Origin of the sequence: Pelomonas aquatica, from assembly GCF_026712205.1 — a bacterium.
Lineage (GTDB): Bacteria > Pseudomonadota > Gammaproteobacteria > Burkholderiales > Burkholderiaceae_C > Pelomonas > Pelomonas aquatica.
In genome coordinates this window covers 296,877-312,831 of record NZ_JAPPUW010000001.1, presented here as the reverse complement: position 1 = coordinate 312,831, position 15,955 = coordinate 296,877, and the positions used below count along the sequence as shown (strand labels likewise).

The 15,955-nt window shown below is 68.8% G+C and carries 13 protein-coding genes; 8 read left to right on the top strand and 5 right to left on the bottom strand.

All coding sequences use genetic code 11. The annotated features are described in order from the left end of the window. Entirely contained in the window at window positions 1–1,365 is a 1,365-nt protein-coding gene (gene mnmE / locus NYP07_RS01505; protein WP_268146642.1) for a tRNA uridine-5-carboxymethylaminomethyl(34) synthesis GTPase MnmE, read from the bottom strand. Between the two features lie 49 nt (window positions 1,366–1,414). On the opposite strand from mnmE, the gene NYP07_RS01500 reads away from it, so the two are divergent. The 5 genes from NYP07_RS01500 (at window position 1,415) to NYP07_RS01480 (ending at window position 7,417) form a co-directional block, all read left to right on the top strand. After that, window positions 1,415–1,969: an ECF-type sigma factor gene (locus tag NYP07_RS01500; protein WP_268146640.1), complete on the top strand. Its 555-nt coding sequence runs from the start codon at window positions 1,415–1,417 to the stop codon at window positions 1,967–1,969. Window positions 1,970–2,013: 44 nt separating this feature from the next. After that, entirely contained in the window at window positions 2,014–4,704 is a 2,691-nt protein-coding gene (locus tag NYP07_RS01495) for a serine/threonine-protein kinase (RefSeq protein ID WP_268146638.1), read from the top strand. A 100-nt stretch (window positions 4,705–4,804) separates the two neighbouring features. Next, complete coding sequence (locus NYP07_RS01490; RefSeq protein ID WP_268146636.1) at window positions 4,805–5,725, top strand: hypothetical protein; 921 nt, start codon at window positions 4,805–4,807, stop codon at window positions 5,723–5,725. A 103-nt stretch (window positions 5,726–5,828) separates the two neighbouring features. After that, window positions 5,829–6,632 (top strand): hypothetical protein, encoded by an 804-nt coding sequence (locus tag NYP07_RS01485; RefSeq protein ID WP_268146634.1) that lies wholly within the window; start codon window positions 5,829–5,831, stop codon window positions 6,630–6,632. Between the two features lie 29 nt (window positions 6,633–6,661). Beyond that, the gene (locus tag NYP07_RS01480) at window positions 6,662–7,417 is read left to right on the top strand and encodes a hypothetical protein (protein ID WP_268146632.1); all 756 of its coding nucleotides are present in this window, start codon (window positions 6,662–6,664) and stop codon (window positions 7,415–7,417) included. Between the two features lie 171 nt (window positions 7,418–7,588). On the opposite strand, the gene yidC is transcribed toward NYP07_RS01480, so the two are convergent. The 4 genes from yidC to rpmH are packed head-to-tail and all read right to left on the bottom strand — an operon-like array spanning window position 7,589 to window position 10,288. Next, the gene (yidC, locus tag NYP07_RS01475; RefSeq protein WP_268146631.1) at window positions 7,589–9,310 is read right to left on the bottom strand and encodes a membrane protein insertase YidC; all 1,722 of its coding nucleotides are present in this window, start codon (window positions 9,308–9,310) and stop codon (window positions 7,589–7,591) included. After that, a complete protein-coding gene (gene yidD, locus NYP07_RS01470; protein ID WP_268146629.1) occupies window positions 9,303–9,617 on the bottom strand; it encodes a membrane protein insertion efficiency factor YidD in 315 nt (104 codons plus the stop codon). Before yidD ends, yidC begins: the two co-directional genes overlap by 8 nt. Beyond that, window positions 9,614–10,108 carry a ribonuclease P protein component gene (locus tag NYP07_RS01465; RefSeq protein WP_268146626.1) on the bottom strand — a complete coding sequence of 165 codons (495 nt, stop codon included), beginning with the start codon at window positions 10,106–10,108 and terminating at the stop codon, window positions 9,614–9,616. Before NYP07_RS01465 ends, yidD begins: the two co-directional genes overlap by 4 nt. 45 nt (window positions 10,109–10,153) lie before the next feature. After that, complete coding sequence (gene rpmH / locus NYP07_RS01460; RefSeq protein WP_054021782.1) at window positions 10,154–10,288, bottom strand: 50S ribosomal protein L34; 135 nt, start codon at window positions 10,286–10,288, stop codon at window positions 10,154–10,156. A gap of 314 nt (window positions 10,289–10,602) precedes the next feature. On the opposite strand from rpmH, the gene dnaA reads away from it, so the two are divergent. From dnaA to gyrB, 3 genes are all read left to right on the top strand, one after another. Then, on the top strand, window positions 10,603–12,051 hold the full coding sequence (gene dnaA, locus NYP07_RS01455; RefSeq protein ID WP_268146617.1) for a chromosomal replication initiator protein DnaA: 1,449 nt from the start codon (window positions 10,603–10,605) through the stop codon (window positions 12,049–12,051). Between the two features lie 148 nt (window positions 12,052–12,199). After that, window positions 12,200–13,312, top strand: a complete 1,113-nt coding sequence (gene dnaN, locus NYP07_RS01450; protein ID WP_268146615.1) for a DNA polymerase III subunit beta — start codon at window positions 12,200–12,202, stop codon at window positions 13,310–13,312. Window positions 13,313–13,421: 109 nt separating this feature from the next. Beyond that, window positions 13,422–15,932 (top strand): DNA topoisomerase (ATP-hydrolyzing) subunit B, encoded by a 2,511-nt coding sequence (gyrB, locus tag NYP07_RS01445; protein ID WP_268146613.1) that lies wholly within the window; start codon window positions 13,422–13,424, stop codon window positions 15,930–15,932. The last annotated feature ends 23 nt before the right edge of the window (window positions 15,933–15,955 follow it).

Sequence of the window (15,955 nt, the reverse complement as noted above, 5' to 3'; positions counted from 1 at the left end):
TTACTTCCCGATGCAGAAACTGCCGAAGATCACGCCCAGCAGTTCGTCGGCCGAGAACGCGCCGGTGATCTCGCCCAGCGCGTCGTGGGCCAGGCGCAGTTCCTCGGCCAGCAGATCCAGCGCGGCGTCGCGCTGCTCGGCGACGGCGCGGGCCAGGGCCAGATGCTCCGCCGTGCGGGCCAGCGCCTGCACATGGCGCTCGCGGGCGATGAACAGACCCTCGGGCACGGCCTGCCAGCCGGCGGTCGCGAGCAGACGCCGGCGCAGCGCCTCCAGCCCGTCGCCGGTCTTCAGGCTCAGCGCGATCTCGCCTGCCGGCGCGGCGCCCAGGTCCGTCTTGTTGAACACCTGAACGATGCGCGCCGCGTCCACGCCGGCGAGTCGCGCGCGGATGCGCTCGTCCTCGGCCTCGTAGTCGGGCTGGCCGACGCGGCCGAGGTCGTGCAGGAAGAGCACGACGTCGGCATCGGCGATGGCGTCCCAGGAGCGCGACACGCCGATGCGTTCGACCTCGTCGGCCGTCGCGTCGCGCAGGCCGGCCGTGTCGGTGATGTGCAGCGGCACGCCCTCGATCTGGATGGTCTGGCTGACCTTGTCGCGCGTCGTGCCCGGGATGGGCGTGACGATGGCCAGCTCGGCGCCGGCCAATGCATTGAGCAGCGAACTCTTGCCGACATTGGGCTGGCCGGCGAGCACGACCTTGAGCCCGTCGCGCAGCAGCGCACCCTGGCGCGTGCGGGCCTGGACGGCCTGCAGCTGCGCGCTCAGGCGGTCGAGCCGGCCGAAGGCGTCGGCCTTTTCGAGGAAGTCGATCTCCTCCTCCGGAAAATCCAGCGTCGCCTCGACCAGCATGCGCAGCTGGATCAGCTGGTCGCGCAGCAGGCCGACCTCGTTCGACAGCGCCCCGCCCAGCGCGCGGCTGGCGCTGCGGGCCGCGGCCTCGGTGCTCGCGTCGATCAGGTCGGCCACGGCCTCGGCCTGGGCGAGGTCGAGCTTGCCGTTCAGGAAGGCGCGCTGCGTGAACTCGCCCGGCTCGGCCAGCCTGACCTTGGCGCCTGCTTCGATGACGCGCGCCAGCAGCAGCTGCAGCACGACGGCGCCGCCGTGGGCCTGCAGTTCCAGCACATGCTCGCCGGTGTAGGAATGCGGCGCCGGGAAGTGCAGGGCCAGGCCCTGGTCGATGGCGGTGCCGGCCGCGTCGCGCAGCGGCAGATAGGTCGCCTCGCGGGCCCGCAGCGCGCGCCCGCAGACGGCTAAGATGAGCGGTGTCAGGTCTTGCGGTGAAGACACGCGCACGATGCCGACCGCCCCACGCCCGGGAGCGGTGGCGATTGCGGCGATGGGGTCGGCATGGCGAGACAGCATGGCGGCATTGTCGAACCTGTGCCGCCGCCCCGGAGCCCGTTCCCTGCCCGTGAACCCCAACGCTTCCGCCCCGCCCGAGCCTTCGGCCGCCGCTGCGCTGCTTCCTCTGGACCCGACGCTGCGCGACGAGCTCTACCGCGAGCTGCGCCAGCTGGCCCGCCAGCGGCTGCGCCGCAGCGGCCCGCTCACGCTGCTGGACACCACCGCCCTGGTGCACGAAGGCTGGCTCAAGCTGGCCCGCAGCAGCGGCTGGCAGGGCCTGGAGCCCGGCCATTTCATGGCCTATGCCGCCACCGTGATGCGCTCCATCGTCGTGGACTACGCCCGCGCCCGCCAGGCCCGGCAGCGCGGCGGCGGCGCCACCCATGTGCCGCTGGACGAGCTGCCCACGCTGGCCCACCGCGACGACGAATACCTGCAGGTGCACGACGCCCTGGCCGACCTGGAACGCCAGGACCCGCGGCTGGCCCGCCTGGTGGAGCTGCGCTTCTTCGTCGGCCTGGAAGAGGCGGAATGCGCCGAGGCCCTGGGCCAGTCCCGCCGCACCGTGCAGCGCGACTGGCAGAAGGCCCGCGCGCTGCTGTGGGATGCGCTGAACGACTGATCTCTTCACCCTTGTCTGCGGCGCTGCCCAAGCGCTCTTCCGCGATGCATGCCCTTTCTCCCGCCGACTGGCCGGCTGTCGAGCCCTTGTTCGATGCCCTGCTGTCGCTGCCGCCGTCCGGACGACAGCACTTCCTCGACACCCTGCCTCCCGAGCAGCAGCGCTGGCGCGCCACGCTGGACCGCCTGCTGCAGGCCGAGGCCGCCGCGGCGGGCGCCGGCTTCCTGAGCCATGCCGCCAGCCTGGCCGGCGGCACCGAGGGCGCGGGCGCCGCCTCGCCGCAGTGGCAGGCCGGCCAGCACATCGGTCCCTGGGCGCTGATCGAGGAATTGGGCCGCGGCGGCATGGCCTGCGTCTGGCGGGCCCGGCCGCACAGCGGCGACTTCCAGCGCGAAGTGGCGCTGAAGCTGCCGCACAGCCCGGCGCCCGGCTGGCTGGAGCGGCTCAAGCGTGAGCGCGACCTGCTCGCGCGGCTGTACCACGCCGGCATCGCGCGGCTGTACGACGCCGGCGTGGACGGCCAGGGCCTGCCCTGGCTGGCGATGGAATGCGTGCAGGGCCGCGACATCCTCGGCTGGTGCGAAGCCCGCCAGAGCAGCGTGCGCGAGCGCCTGGGCCTGCTGCTGCAGGTGGCCGATGCGCTGCAGTACGCGCACAGCCGCCTGGTGCTGCACCGCGACATCAAGCCCGCCAACGTGATGGTGCAGGACGACGGCCAGGTGCGGCTGCTGGACTTCGGCATCGCGCGCGGCCTGGCACCCGAGGATGGCGAAGCAGCCCTGACCCAGGTCGGCCAGCGACCCATGACGCCCGAATACGCGTCACCCGAGCAGGTGCGCGGCGAGGAGCTGGGCATCGCCAGCGACGTTTACGCGCTGGGCGTGCTGGCCTACCGGTTGCTTGTCGGCGTGAGCCCTTACGCCGCGGCGGTGCCTGGCTCCCGCCACGCGCTGGAGCGCGCCGTGCTCGAGATGCAGCCGCCGGCGCCGTCCGGCGCCGCGGCCGAGCTTGCCGCGCGCAAGTCGCTGCGCGGCGATCTGGATGCCATCGTGCTGAAGGCGTTGGCCAAGGAGCCCGGGCGCCGCTACGCGACCATGGATGCGCTGGCCGCCGATCTGCAGCGGTACCTCGCCGGTGAGGCGGTTCAGGCGCGGCCGCCATCGTGGCGCTATCGCGTGAGTCGTTTCACGGCGCGCCACCGCTGGGCGGTCGGCATGTCGACGCTGGCCGTCGTCGCGCTGCTTGGCACGACCGGCTGGGCGTTGCAGGCGGCGCGCGAGGCCCGCCAGGAGGCTCGCCGCTCAGGGGCGATGTACGACTTCGTCAAGGGTTTGTTCAACCCGAGCCTGGACAAGTTCGCCAATGTCACCAAGCCCGACATGACATTGAGGGAGGTCGTGGAACTGGGCGCTCGTCGCATCCTGACGGAGCTCAAGGGCGAGCCCGACGTGCGCTTCGGCCTGCTGCAGGACCTGACGCCACTGACCGAGCAGTTGGGCCTGATCGACCTGAGCACGACCCTCGCTCAAGCCCGCGTCGACGACGCGCTGCGAACGGGCGGCGAGCACAGCCTTGTCTATGCCGATGCGCTGCGGGCGCAGCTCGGCCCGCTGGAGTCCACCGGCCAGTTCCAGCTCGGCTACGACAACGGCCGCAAGGCGCTGGCGCTCTACGAGGCGCTGGGCGTACGAGATCCGGCCACGCTCGCGGTTGTGCACGAGAAGATCGGCGGTTTCGGGTTCCGATTGCATCCACCCTCGGCCGAGGACGCCGCACACCTGCAGCGCGCCGTCGACCTCCAGGAGTCGCTGCCGTTCATCAACACGCTGGGGCAGACCTACCTGCTGTTGGGCTTGCAGCGGGTTTATCTCGGCGACCTGGACGCCGCCCGGAAAGCGGGATTCAAGGGCATCGAAGCCAACCGCAAGCAGTTCGGCATCGAGTCGTGGCAGGCGGCGCTTGCCGAAAGCATCGCTGCCATCTTTTCCGACATGCTGCAGCGCCCGGGCGAGGCGGAGGCGCTATTGCGCCACGCCGTGGACACCACCCGCAAGGTCCAGGGGCCCGACGCCATCGGCTTGGCGCGCGCGGAGATCGGCCTGGCTTCCGTCCTCTTTGCCGGTGCGCAGCGCGAGGAGGCAAGGCGCGTCCTGGCGGACGCTCAGCGCATCACGGCATTGCCGGCCAACGCGAGCTTCGGCGCCATCCGCGGCCAGGTTGCCGTCGGCGCGCTGGGCCTGGCTCTGCGCGGCGGCGACAGCGCCACGGTGAAGAAGGGCTGCGAGCCCTACCGTGACGGCAAGGCCCAGGCCACGAGCCCCTACTTCGGCGCCCTGGTCGCCCAGGCCTGCAGCGCCGCCGCACTGGCCATGAACGACCCCGACGACGCGGCGCATTGGCTTGCCGGCACCGAGTCCATCGATCGCTACTTTGCGCAGGCGCCGGTCTGGACGATGGCGCTGAACCTGCGCCGCGGCGAGCTGGCGCAGGCACGCGGCGATGCGGCCGAAGCGCTGCGGCTCTGGCGCAAGACCCTGGCTGTCGCCACGACGGCCCAACTGCCGGCTCAGGCGCGTGCGTGGTGGCAGCTGGCCCGCCATGCCGGCCTGGACGCCGGCGAACGCGAGCAGCTGGGGCAGCTGCGTCAGGCCCTGGAAGCGGCGGGCGGTGAGCGCTATTACGCCGAGCACCTTGCCCTGTTGCGCCAGGCTCAGGAGGCTCAGCAGCACCGTTGACCGGCGCCTGTGGCGCTTTTCGGCGCCCGTTCTCGTCAATGCGCATGGAGGCCCCGGCACGACCGCACGGGGCGCATTGCGCAATCAAGGAGAACTGGCAATGAAGATGATTTCCACCCTGGGCGCGGCCCTGCTGATGGCAGCCGTGCTGAGCGCTTGTGGCGGCGGGGGCGATTCGACCAGTGGTAGCAGCGGCACCGGCAGCAGCAGCGGCAGCGGCAGCGGTAGCGCTGGCGGGACCGGCACCATTTTCCCCTACAGCCGCTACGACATCTACGCGCTGTACGGCACCTCGACCGTGCCGGGCAGCGGACCCGTGACCGTGGTGTCGGCCACCAAAGGAGCGGTGGTCTTCAGTTCGTTTGGCTTCCGTAACGCCCTCGCGGGCGGCGAACTCGACATCACCCTCGGCACCGGCAGCGTCTCGTTGAGCGCGCCGATTCTCAAAGCCACCGACTTGAGTTGGCTGGCGCCGGGTGCCGATGGACAGCTGATCCAGCAATGTTCGGCCGTGAGCTGGGATGCAACAGGCGCCACCGTGCCTGCCTACCCGAAGAGCATGGCGACCCTGGTGGCCAACACCGCCACGCCTCTGGCGCGGCTGACCGACATCCCCGCCGGCACGCGCCTGTACGTGGGCGAGGATTGCAGTTTTACCGGCTCGAATCCGACGGGTGACATTGCCGGCGCGATGCCGCAGGCCAACAACAACGTGGTCGTGAACGCCGACGGCTCGCTGACGGTGGCACCCGTCGGAGCCGCGGCGTTCTCGGTCTCGGCCGCCAACGTCGGCGCCGCACTGGCCGCTGGCGGTACGGGGATCGACATGACCCTCAACGCGGCCACGGGTGACACCGTGCCCAGCACCTCAGGCACCGGCAACTACGCCATGCATGCCTACAGCCTGCCTCGCACCGGCGCGGCGCCGCGCTACGTGATCGTCGTGCAGGCCACGCCGCCGGGCGGCACGACCCTGTCGGGGCGCGAGAAGGGCATCGTGCAGATGTGGGTCAGCCCCTGATTGATCCCATGGCGCTTTCCGGCCGCGCATCTCGTAACAAGGGCTGAGCCCGCCGGGCTCCACCGCCGCCTTTGCCGGCGCGGTGCCGACTTCAGGAGGCTTCATGACCCTTGCGTCCCCGAGCGCCGCACTGCGCGGCAGCATTCTTCGTGACACCCAGGCCGGCCCCGGCCTCATCAGCGTGGCTGGGCGGCAGTTCAGCTTCACGCTGGAACAGCACTGGCGCTCCGAGCGCCCGCCCACGGTGGGCGCGCGCGTCGACGTGCAGTTGAACGGCGACGAACTGGCCGGCGTGGCGCTGGTGGACGACGCCCAGCTCGCCAAGGAAATGGCCTCGCAGGCGGCCGGCCAGGTGGCGGCCCACGGGCAGCAGCTGCTGGGCCGCGCGCTGGCCGAGTTCGGCAAGGCGCCGCTCGTCGCGCTGGGGGCGCTGTGGCTGGGCTGGTTCGCGTTCGCCTGGATCTCGGTGCGCATCATCGGCACGCAGACGGTGAGTTTCAGCTTCTGGGACATGGTCAAGCTGCTGTCGGCCGGCAATGCGCTGGAGGCCATGCAGTATGGCCAGGGCGGCTTCGGCTTCTGGAACGTGGTGGCGCTGGCCTGCGCGCTGGCGCCGCTGCTGCCGCTGGTCTGGCGCGACCGCCGCGCCAGCTTCGGCCTGGCCGCGCCGCTGCTGTTCATGCTGCTGCAGGCCGCGCGCCTGTACTGGGGCATTCAGAGCGCGGCCGGCGAGATGCAGAAGCAGATGGGCGGCCTGGGCAACCCGATGGGCCGTGCCATGCAGGACATCGGCGGCCAGATGCTGGACGCGATGCTGAAGAGCATCAGCCTCGGCCTGGGCCTTTATTTGTCAGTCGCCGCCGCCCTCGTGCTGGGCTTCTCTGCGCTGGTGCGCCTGCGCCGCTGACGCCTCATTCACATCTCCGGAGATTCACGATGACATTCCGCATTTCCGCGCTCGCGCTCGCCTCCACGCTGGCGCTGACCCTGCTGGCCGCCTGCGGCAAGAAGGACGAAGCCGCCGCCAGCCCTGCCGCGCCCAGCCTGGCCGAGGCCCGCGACCCCGAAGCGCTGAAGAAGGCCGCCGAGGCACAGCGCGTCGCCACGCTGCCGCAGGCCGACCCGGCCGCGCCGGCCGCGGCCTACAAGCTCATCGACTCGGGCAACCAGCTGATGTATCTGTACTACGCGGTGTCCGGCCTGCCGGCGGACATGGGCCAGGTGGCCGAGAGGCTGTCGCAGGACTACCGCGCCACGCAGGACGGCTTCAAGCGCCAGGACATCCTGAAGGTGCTGGAGCCGCGCGTGAAGGCCGAGATCGCCGCCGCCGGCGAGCATCGCTATCTGATCTGGGAGGCCGAGGGCAACCTGATCGAGCACTACGACTTCGAGCGCAAGCAGTTCCCGGTCAAGGAGCCGTTCTGGAAGGGAGATTCGCGCTTCTACTACAACGACAACAGCAGCTACCAGATCAGCTTCGGCGGCGCCGAGAAGCTGCGCAACCTGCCGGTGGCCGACGAGAACCTCGCCCGCGAGATCGAGGACAAGGTCAACAAATACGACGCGCTGAAGCTGCGCGTCTATGCCTTTGCGCAGGACGCCGACCTGAACGCCAAGCTCGTGAGGTCGCAGGTCGTGAAGCTGGAGCTGCTGGACAGGAAGGGCCGGCTGCTGGCGAGCGCGTCGCGCTGAACCTGGCCGAAGCGCCGCCCTTCGCGAGAGGGGTGGCGCGGGGGAGGCCCGGTCCGGGCGCTCTCGTGAGCCCCGTCCGGGCCGGTGTTCTCTGCCCCGCGGCGCCATTGAACGGCAAACCGCGGGCGCAAAAAAGCCCCCGCGTGCGGGGGCTCGTTCGGGGGGTGTGAATCAGTTCACGCCCAGCCTTTTGTTGATGAGCCACTGCTGGGCGATGGACAGGATGTTGTTCGTCAGCCAGTACAGCACCAGGCCGGACGGGAACACGAAGAACATGATGCCGAAGGCCACCGGCATGATCCACATCATCTTCTGCTGCATCGGGTCCTGGGCCGGAGGGTTGAGCCAGACCTGGAACAGGCTGGACGCCATCATCAGCAGCGGCAGGATGAAGTAGGGGTCGCGCACCGACAGGTCGGTGATCCACAGCGCCCAGGGCGCCTGGCGCATCTCGACGGTGGACAGCAGCACCCAGTACAGCGCCATGAAGATGGGCATCTGCAGGAAGATGGGCAGGCAGCCGCCGATGGGGTTGACCTTCTCCTCGCGGTAGATCTTCATCATCTCCTGCTGCATTTCCTGCGGCTTGTCCTTCAGGCGCTCCTTCATCTCGTTGATGCGCGGCGCGACGGCCTTCATCTTGGCCATGGACTTGTAGGCGCTGGCGTTGAGCCAGTACAACGCGATCTTCAGCAGCACGACCAGGGCGACGATGGTCCAGCCCCAGTTGCCCAGCACGCCGTGGATCTTGTCCAGCAGCCAGAACAGCGGCTCGGCCAGGATGGTCAGCTTGCCGTAGTCCTTCACGCGCTCCAGGCCGGGGGCCAGTGCGGCGAGCTTGTTCTCCTCCTGCGGGCCGGCGAAGAGCGTGGCCTGCTGGGTGGTGCTGGCGCCGGGCGCCAGCGTGGGCAGCGTGAACACCATGCCGCTGGCATAGGTGTCGCCCACCACGCCGGCCTGGCCGGGCAGCTTGCGCACGAAGAACTCGCGGCTGCCGGCCTCGTTGACCAGCCAGGCGCTGGCGAAGTAGTGCTGGATCATCGCGACCCAGCCGTCGTTGGCCTGCTTGTCGATGTCGACCTTGCCCTTGTCGATGTCCTCGAACTTCAGGGTCTGGAACTTGGTCTTGTCGTTGTAGACCGCCGGGCCGGTGAAGCTGGGCGTGAAGGCGGCGCCGCCGGTGACGTGGCTGCCGTCGCGCACCAGCTGCAGATAGACCTGGGGCGTGACCGGTGCGCTGCCGACGTTGACGACCTCGTGCGTGACGCCCACCGTGTAGGCGCCGCGCTTGAACGTGAAGGTCTTGACCAGCTTGACGCCGCCGACCTCGGCCGACTCCAGGCGCAGCTTGATCTCTTCCTGGCCGGCCTTGAGCTCGCGCTCGCCGGCCACGGCCGTCATCGGCGTGTTGTGCGTGGGCAGGGCTGCCGGGCCGCCGACCAGGCCGGTCTGGGCGCGGTAGTGCTGGGCCTCGTTGAACAGCACGACGGGCTGGGGCATGAACTCCGGCTTCTTCTGCAGATGCACCATCTGCAGCAGCTGGTCGGTCACCGTCGGGTCGGGCGAGGTCAGGTAGTGCGGCAGCTCGGCGCGCACGATGTCGCCGCCCAGCGTGTCGACGGTGACGTTGAGCACGTCGGTGTGGATGGTGATCTTCTCGGACGCGGCCGCTGCCGGATTGGCCGCCACCGCGGGCGCCTGGCCGGCCGCGGTCGCGGTGGCCGCCGGCACGCCGCCGCCGGAGGCAGGCGCGGCCGGCGCCGACGAGGACACGGCCTTGGGCGCGGGGCTGAACATCGAGGGATGCCCGTTGTGCTTTTGCCAACCGTCCCAGAGCAGGACGAGGGACATCGTGAACACCACCCACAGCACGGTGCGGCGAATATCAGTCATGGGAAGACTCGGACGAGGAAGGCGACGCGCCAGCGCGCGCCATGGAGGGGGAGAGCAGGCGTGAAAACAGCCGCGGCGGATTGTCGGGCACGGCGTCGTGCCCGCCGTCGCACCACGGGTTGCAGCGCAGGATGCGGTGCACGGTCAGGTAGCTGCCGGCCAGCGCGCCGTGTTGTTGCAGCGCCTGCAAGGAGTAGCGCGAGCAGGTCGGCTCGAAGCGGCAGGCGTTGCCCAGCCAGGGGCTGAGCAGCAGCCGGTAGCCGCGCACCAGGGCCATCAGCGCGCGGGCGGGCCAGTTCGGCGTCATTGCGGTGCCCCGGGCTTGGACGGCTTCAGCGCGCGGTCCAGCAGCTGCGCCAGTTCGGCGCGGGCCGCGGCGCGCAGGGCGTCGGAGGCGGCGCTGGGGAATTTCTGGCGATCGAATGGTGAACGCAAGCGGACGACCCACAAACCCGGCGGCATGCCGGGGCGCTCGGCAAATGCGGCGCGAATCTGGCGCTTCAAGAGCTGGCGCGTCACCGAGCGCTTCGCATGCCGCTTGGGCACGACGATGCCCACCCAGCAGCCTTCGACTTCAACCGAAGGCACGCGAGGCGGGTCATGTTCCACAACGCTGTGGGCAGGCTGTGCGTCGCCTGTTGATAACTCGGCCGGGGCTGTGCGCAACTTGGCGGCATGCCAGGCGCTGGGCGCCGGATTGGCCGAGAGATGATGCAACGCGAAATGCGCGCTGCGCGCCCGGCTCTGGCGGCCGAGCACGCGCTCGAAGTCCACCGGGCGTTGCAGCTTGCCGATCATCGGGTGCCCGGAGGCTGACGACGCACTCGGGCGCCGTCGCGCGGCTTAGACGGCCAGGCGCTTGCGGCCCTTGGCGCGGCGGGCGGCGATGACGGCACGGCCGCCACGCGTCTTCATGCGCACGAGGAAACCGTGGGTGCGGGCGCGGCGGGTCTTGGAGGCTTGGTAGGTACGCTTCATGGTGAACAACCTCTCTTGAGGGTTTGTGCAGGCCCGGCACAGCGGTTGGCGCCCGGCGAAAAAGCGCAGGCGATCCTGGCTTGACGCCAGTCGCAATGCGCGAAAACCCGTGATTACAGCAGATGCCGCTGCCGCGGTCAATAAGTCGCCGGCCTCAAGCCGGGTTTGCCAGGGATTGACCCCCGTCCAAATTCTGTGGATAACCCGCATTTCGGGCGCGCCGATTCCGTACAATCCGGCCGCTCGAGAACAAGTTTTCCACAATGAGCGAAGAAGAACACGGGGTGGACAGGGTGCGGCCCTTGGCAACTGGCATGGAATCGGCGGACTGGGCATCGGACCTCTGGCGTCGCGGCTGCGAGCGCCTGGCCACCGAGCTGCCCGAGCAGCAGTTCAACACCTGGATCCGCCCGCTGCCGCCGGCCACGCTGGCCGGCGAGGGCGCGCCCGAGAGCGCCCTCGTCGCGACGCTGAAGGTGCCCAACCACTTCAAGCGCGACTGGATCCGCCGCCAGTACGCGGCCCGCATCGAGGCCATCCTGACCGAGCTGGCCGGCCGCCCGACGCGGCTGGAGCTGGCCCTGGCCGCGCGCGAGCCGTCGGCGGCGCCCATCGCCGTGCCGGCCGCACCGGCGCCTCAGCAGCTGTCGGTGCTGCCGGCCGAGCCGAGCGCCGCGCTGCGCCCGGTCGTCCAGCCGGCCGCGGCGGCGGTCGTGCTGCCTTCGCAGGCGCCGGCCGCCAGCCGGCACCGCATCAACCCGCAGCTCACCTTCGACACCCTGGTGCCCGGCCGCGCCAACCAGATGGCCCGCACGGCAGCCCTGCACGTGGCCGGCGCGCCGGGCGTGACCTACAACCCGCTGTTCATCTACGGCGGCGTCGGCCTGGGCAAGACCCATTTGATCCACGCGGTCGGCAATGCGCTGCTGAAGGACAGGCCGGACGCCCGCGTGCTCTATCTGCACGCCGAGCAGTTCATCTCCGACGTCGTCAAGAACTACCAGCGCAAGACCTTCGACGAGCTGAAGGCCAAGTACCACTCGCTGGACCTGCTGCTGATCGACGACGTGCAGTTCTTCGCCGGCAAGGACCGCACGCAGGAAGAGTTCTTCAACGCCTTCGAGGCGCTGCTGGCCAAGAAGGCCCACATCATCATGACGTCGGACACCTACCCCAAGGGGCTGGTGGACATCGACGAGCGCCTGACCTCGCGCTTCGACGCCGGCCTGACCGTCGCCATCGAGCCGCCCGAGCTGGAGATGCGCGTCGCCATCCTGATCAAGAAGGCCGACGCCGAGGGCACGCCGATGCCCGAGGACGTGGCCTTCTTCGTCGCCAAGAACGTGCGCGCCAACGTGCGCGAGCTGGAGGGCGCGCTGCGCAAGGTGCTGGCCTATGCCAAGTTCTCGCACAAGGAGATCAGCATCACACTGGCCCGCGAGGCGCTGAAGGATCTGCTGTCCATCCAGAACCGCCAGATCGGCGTGGAGAACATCCAGAAGACGGTGGCCGACTTCTACAAGATCAAGGTCGCCGACATGTACTCCAAGAAGCGCCCGGCCAGCATCGCCCGGCCGCGCCAGATCGCGATGTACCTGGCCAAGGAACTGACGCAGAAGAGCCTGCCCGAGATCGGCGAGCTGTTCGGCGGCCGCGACCACACGACCGTGCTGCACGCGGTGCGCAAGATCGGCGGCGAGCGCCAGAAGAACACCGAGCTGAATCAGCAGCTGCACGTCCTTGAGCAGACGCTGAAAGGGTGACGATCGTCGCCGCTACGGGTTGACCCGTAGCCTTCAGAACAGCCCTGCTGCCTGGCAGCGCACCCTTTCCGGGCGACAATCGCAGCTTCACGCGCGCGCGCGGTTTAGGGCGTGAGCCCCACCGAAATCTCTCCTCCAAGAGGCCCCCATGATCGTTTTGAAAGCTCCCCAGGATCAGGTGCTCGGCGCGCTGCAGGCGGTGTCCGGCATCGTCGAGCGGCGCCACACGCTGCCGATCCTGGCCAATGTGCTGATCCGCAAGACCGGCAACCAGGTGGAGCTCACGACCAGCGACCTCGAGATCCAGGTGCGCACGACGGTCCAGTTCGACGGCGACGCCGGCAACCTGCAGACCACGGTCGGCGCGCGTAAGCTCATCGACATCCTGCGCTCCATGCCGGCCGACCAGACCGTCAGCCTGACGAGCAACCAGAACAAGATGACCCTGCAGGGCGGCAAGAGCCGCTTCACGCTGCAGACCCTGCCGGCCGACGACTTCCCGCTGGTGCAGGAAGCCGCCGACTTCGGCCCCGCGTTCAGCGTGCCGCAGAAGGCGCTGAAGGGCCTGATCAACCAGGTCCACTTCGCGATGGCGGTGCACGACATCCGCTACTACCTCAACGGCATCCTGTTCGTCGCCGAGGGCAGGAACCTGACGCTGGTCGCCACCGACGGCCACCGCCTGGCTCTGGCCCAGGCCGAGCTGGACACCGACATCCCCAAGCAGGAAGTCATCCTGCCGCGCAAGACCGTGCTGGAGCTGCAGCGCCTCTTGAAGGACGGCAAGGACGACGAGGCCATCGAGATGCGCTTCGCCGGCAACCAGGCCAAGTTCAGCTTCAGCGGCATGGAGTTCGTGACCAAGCTGGTCGAGGGCAAGTTCCCCGACTACAACCGCGTCATCCCCAAGAACCACAAGTTCCGCCTGACGCTCGGCCGCGCGCCGCTGCTGTCCAGCCTGCAGCGCGCCGCCATCCTGACGAGCGAGAAGTTCAAGGCCGTGCGCCTGACCTTCGAGCCGGGCCTGCTGTCCATCGCGTCCAGCAACGCCGAGCAGGAAGAGGCCAAGGAAGAGATCGAGATCGACTACGGCGGCGACAAGATCGAGACCGGCTTCAACGTGACCTATCTGATGGACGCCCTGGGCAATATGAACCAGGACATGGTCTGCATCGACCTCAACGACAGCGCCTCCAGCGCGCTGCTGACCATCCCCGACACGACCGGCTTCAAGTACGTGGTCATGCCTATGAGGATCTAGCGATCCTCACAGGCACGTGTGCCTGAATGTGGCGCACCCCCTGCCCCCGCCAAGCGGGGGTTCTAGCTAGACAGTAGTACCGGCCGCTACGCGGCCTCGAATGCATCCCATGAGCGACAACGCCACCCCCGAGAACGCGCCTGCACCTGCCTCGCAGGCGGCGTATGACGCCAGCTCCATCCAGATCCTGGAAGGCCTGGAGGCCGTGCGCAAGCGCCCGGGCATGTACATCGGCGACACCTCCGACGGCACCGGCCTGCACCACCTCGTGTTCGAGGTGGTGGACAACTCCATCGACGAGGCCCTGGCCGGCCACTGCGACGACATCGTCGTCACCATCCATACCGACAACTCCATCTCCGTCATCGACAACGGCCGCGGCATTCCCACCGGCGTCAAGATGGACGACAAGCACGAGCCCAAGCGCTCGGCCGCCGAGATCGCGCTGACCGAGTTGCACGCCGGCGGCAAGTTCAACCAGAACTCCTACAAGGTCTCCGGCGGCCTGCACGGCGTGGGCGTGAGCTGCGTGAACGGCCTGTCCAAGTGGCTGCGCCTGACCGTGCGCCAGGGCGGCAAGGTGCACTACATCGAGTTCGCCAAGGGCATCCCGCAGAACGGCGAAAGCGTCATGGTCGACGGCGCCGAGACGCGCCCGATGAAGGTCATCGGCGACACCGACAAGCGCGGCACCGAGGTCCATTTCCTGCCGGACACCGAGATCTTCCAGCAGAACAACGACTACCACTACGACATCCTCGCCAAGCGCCTGCGCGAGCTCTCCTTCCTGAACAACGGCGTCAAGATCCGCCTGGTCGACGAGCGCAACAACAAGGAAGACAACTTCGCCTATGCGGGCGGCGTGAAGGGCTTCGTCGAGTTCATCAACAAGGGCAAGACGACGCTGCACCCCAACATCTTCCACGCCGTGGGCGAGAAGCAGTCGGACCAGGGCACCACGGTCGGCGTCGAAGTGGCCATGCAGTGGAACGACGGCTTCAACGAGAACGTCCTCTGCTTCACCAACAACATCCCGCAGCGCGACGGTGGCACCCACCTGACCGGCCTGCGCGCCGCGATGACCCGCGTCATCAACAAATACATCGAGGACAACGAGCTCGCCAAGAAGGCCAAGGTCGAGGTCGCCGGCGACGACATGCGCGAGGGCCTGGCCTGCGTCGTGTCCGTCAAGGTGCCCGAGCCCAAGTTCAGCTCGCAGACCAAGGACAAGCTCGTCTCCTCCGAAGTGCGCGCGCCGGTCGAAGACATCGTCAGCCGCCTGCTGACCGACTACCTGCTCGAGAACCCGCTGGATGCCAAGACCATCTGCGGCAAGATCCTCGACGCCGCCCGCGCCCGCGAGGCCGCCCGCAAGGCCCGCGAGATGACGCGCCGCAAGGGCGTGCTCGACGGCCTGGGCCTGCCCGGCAAGCTGGCCGACTGCCAGGAAAAAGACCCCGCCCTGTGCGAGATCTACATCGTCGAGGGCGACTCCGCCGGCGGCTCCGCCAAGCAGGGCCGCGACCGCAAGTTCCAGGCCATCCTGCCGCTGCGCGGCAAGATCCTCAACGTCGAGAAGGCCCGCTACGAGAAGCTGCTGACCAGCAATGAAATCCTGACGCTGATCACCGCGTTGGGCACCGGCATCGGCCGCGGCGCCGGCGGCGACGACTTCAACCCCGACAAGCTGCGCTACCACCGCATCATCATCATGACCGACGCGGACGTGGACGGCGCCCACATCCGCACGCTGCTGCTGACCTTCTTCTACCGCCAGATGCCCGAACTCGTCGAGCGCGGCCACATCTACATCGCCCAGCCGCCGCTCTACAAGGTCAAGGTCGGCAAGCACGAGCAATACCTGAAGGACGGCCACGAGTTCGACGCCTTCCTGCTCAAGGTCGCGCTGCAGGACGCGGGCCTGGACACCGGCGCCGGCACCACGCTTTCCGGTGACAACCTGGATGCGCTGGCCCGCAAATACGTCACCGCGCAGAGCGTCATCGAGCGCCTGTCCAACTGGATGGACGGCGAGGCCCTGCACGTGCTGGCCAACGGCCTGGCCCTGAAGCTCGACGGCCGCGAGGACGCCGAAGCCAGCGCCGGCGCGCTGAAGGCCGCGCTGCACGACGCCGAGGTCAGCGTCGAGACCGACCCGCGCACCGACAAGCTCTTCCTGAAGATCGCCCGCATGCACCACGGCAACGTGCGCGCCAGCGTCATCCACGCCGACTTCGTGCACGGTGCCGATTACGAAGTGCTGGCCGATGCCGGCCAGAGCTTCCAGGGCCTCATCAAGCCCGGCGCCGTCGTGCGCAAGGGCGAAGGCGAGAAGGCCAAGGAGGCCAAGGTCGACGACTTCCGCGCCGCCATGGCCTGGCTGATGGCCCAGGCCGAAGGCAGCGTCGGCCGCCAGCGCTACAAGGGCCTGGGCGAGATGAACCCCGAGCAGCTCTGGGAAACGACGATGGACCCGACCGTGCGCCGCCTGCTGCGCGTGCAGATCGAAGACGCCATCGAGGCGGACAAGGTCTTCACGATGCTGATGGGCGACGAGGTGGAGCCGCGGAGGGATTTCATCGAGACGAATGCGCTGCGCGCTGGAAACATCGACGTTTGACGTCGGCGCTCGCAACGGCTTGA

What these genes read in the sequence shown, in the direction of transcription:
- yidC (WP_268146631.1), bottom strand. Translation starts at nt 9,310, where the DNA reads ATGACTGATATTCGCCGCACCGTGCTGTGGGTGGTGTTCACGATGTCC.
- yidD (WP_268146629.1), bottom strand. Translation starts at nt 9,617, where the DNA reads ATGACGCCGAACTGGCCCGCCCGCGCGCTGATGGCCCTGGTGCGCGGC.
- dnaA (WP_268146617.1), top strand. Translation starts at nt 10,603, where the DNA reads ATGGAATCGGCGGACTGGGCATCGGACCTCTGGCGTCGCGGCTGCGAG.
- NYP07_RS01495 (WP_268146638.1), top strand. Translation starts at nt 2,014, where the DNA reads ATGCATGCCCTTTCTCCCGCCGACTGGCCGGCTGTCGAGCCCTTGTTC.
- NYP07_RS01480 (WP_268146632.1), top strand. Translation starts at nt 6,662, where the DNA reads ATGACATTCCGCATTTCCGCGCTCGCGCTCGCCTCCACGCTGGCGCTG.
- dnaN (WP_268146615.1), top strand. Translation starts at nt 12,200, where the DNA reads ATGATCGTTTTGAAAGCTCCCCAGGATCAGGTGCTCGGCGCGCTGCAG.
- mnmE (WP_268146642.1), bottom strand. Translation starts at nt 1,365, where the DNA reads ATGCTGTCTCGCCATGCCGACCCCATCGCCGCAATCGCCACCGCTCCC.
- gyrB (WP_268146613.1), top strand. Translation starts at nt 13,422, where the DNA reads ATGAGCGACAACGCCACCCCCGAGAACGCGCCTGCACCTGCCTCGCAG.
- NYP07_RS01465 (WP_268146626.1), bottom strand. Translation starts at nt 10,108, where the DNA reads ATGATCGGCAAGCTGCAACGCCCGGTGGACTTCGAGCGCGTGCTCGGC.
- NYP07_RS01490 (WP_268146636.1), top strand. Translation starts at nt 4,805, where the DNA reads ATGAAGATGATTTCCACCCTGGGCGCGGCCCTGCTGATGGCAGCCGTG.
- rpmH (WP_054021782.1), bottom strand. Translation starts at nt 10,288, where the DNA reads ATGAAGCGTACCTACCAAGCCTCCAAGACCCGCCGCGCCCGCACCCAC.
- NYP07_RS01485 (WP_268146634.1), top strand. Translation starts at nt 5,829, where the DNA reads ATGACCCTTGCGTCCCCGAGCGCCGCACTGCGCGGCAGCATTCTTCGT.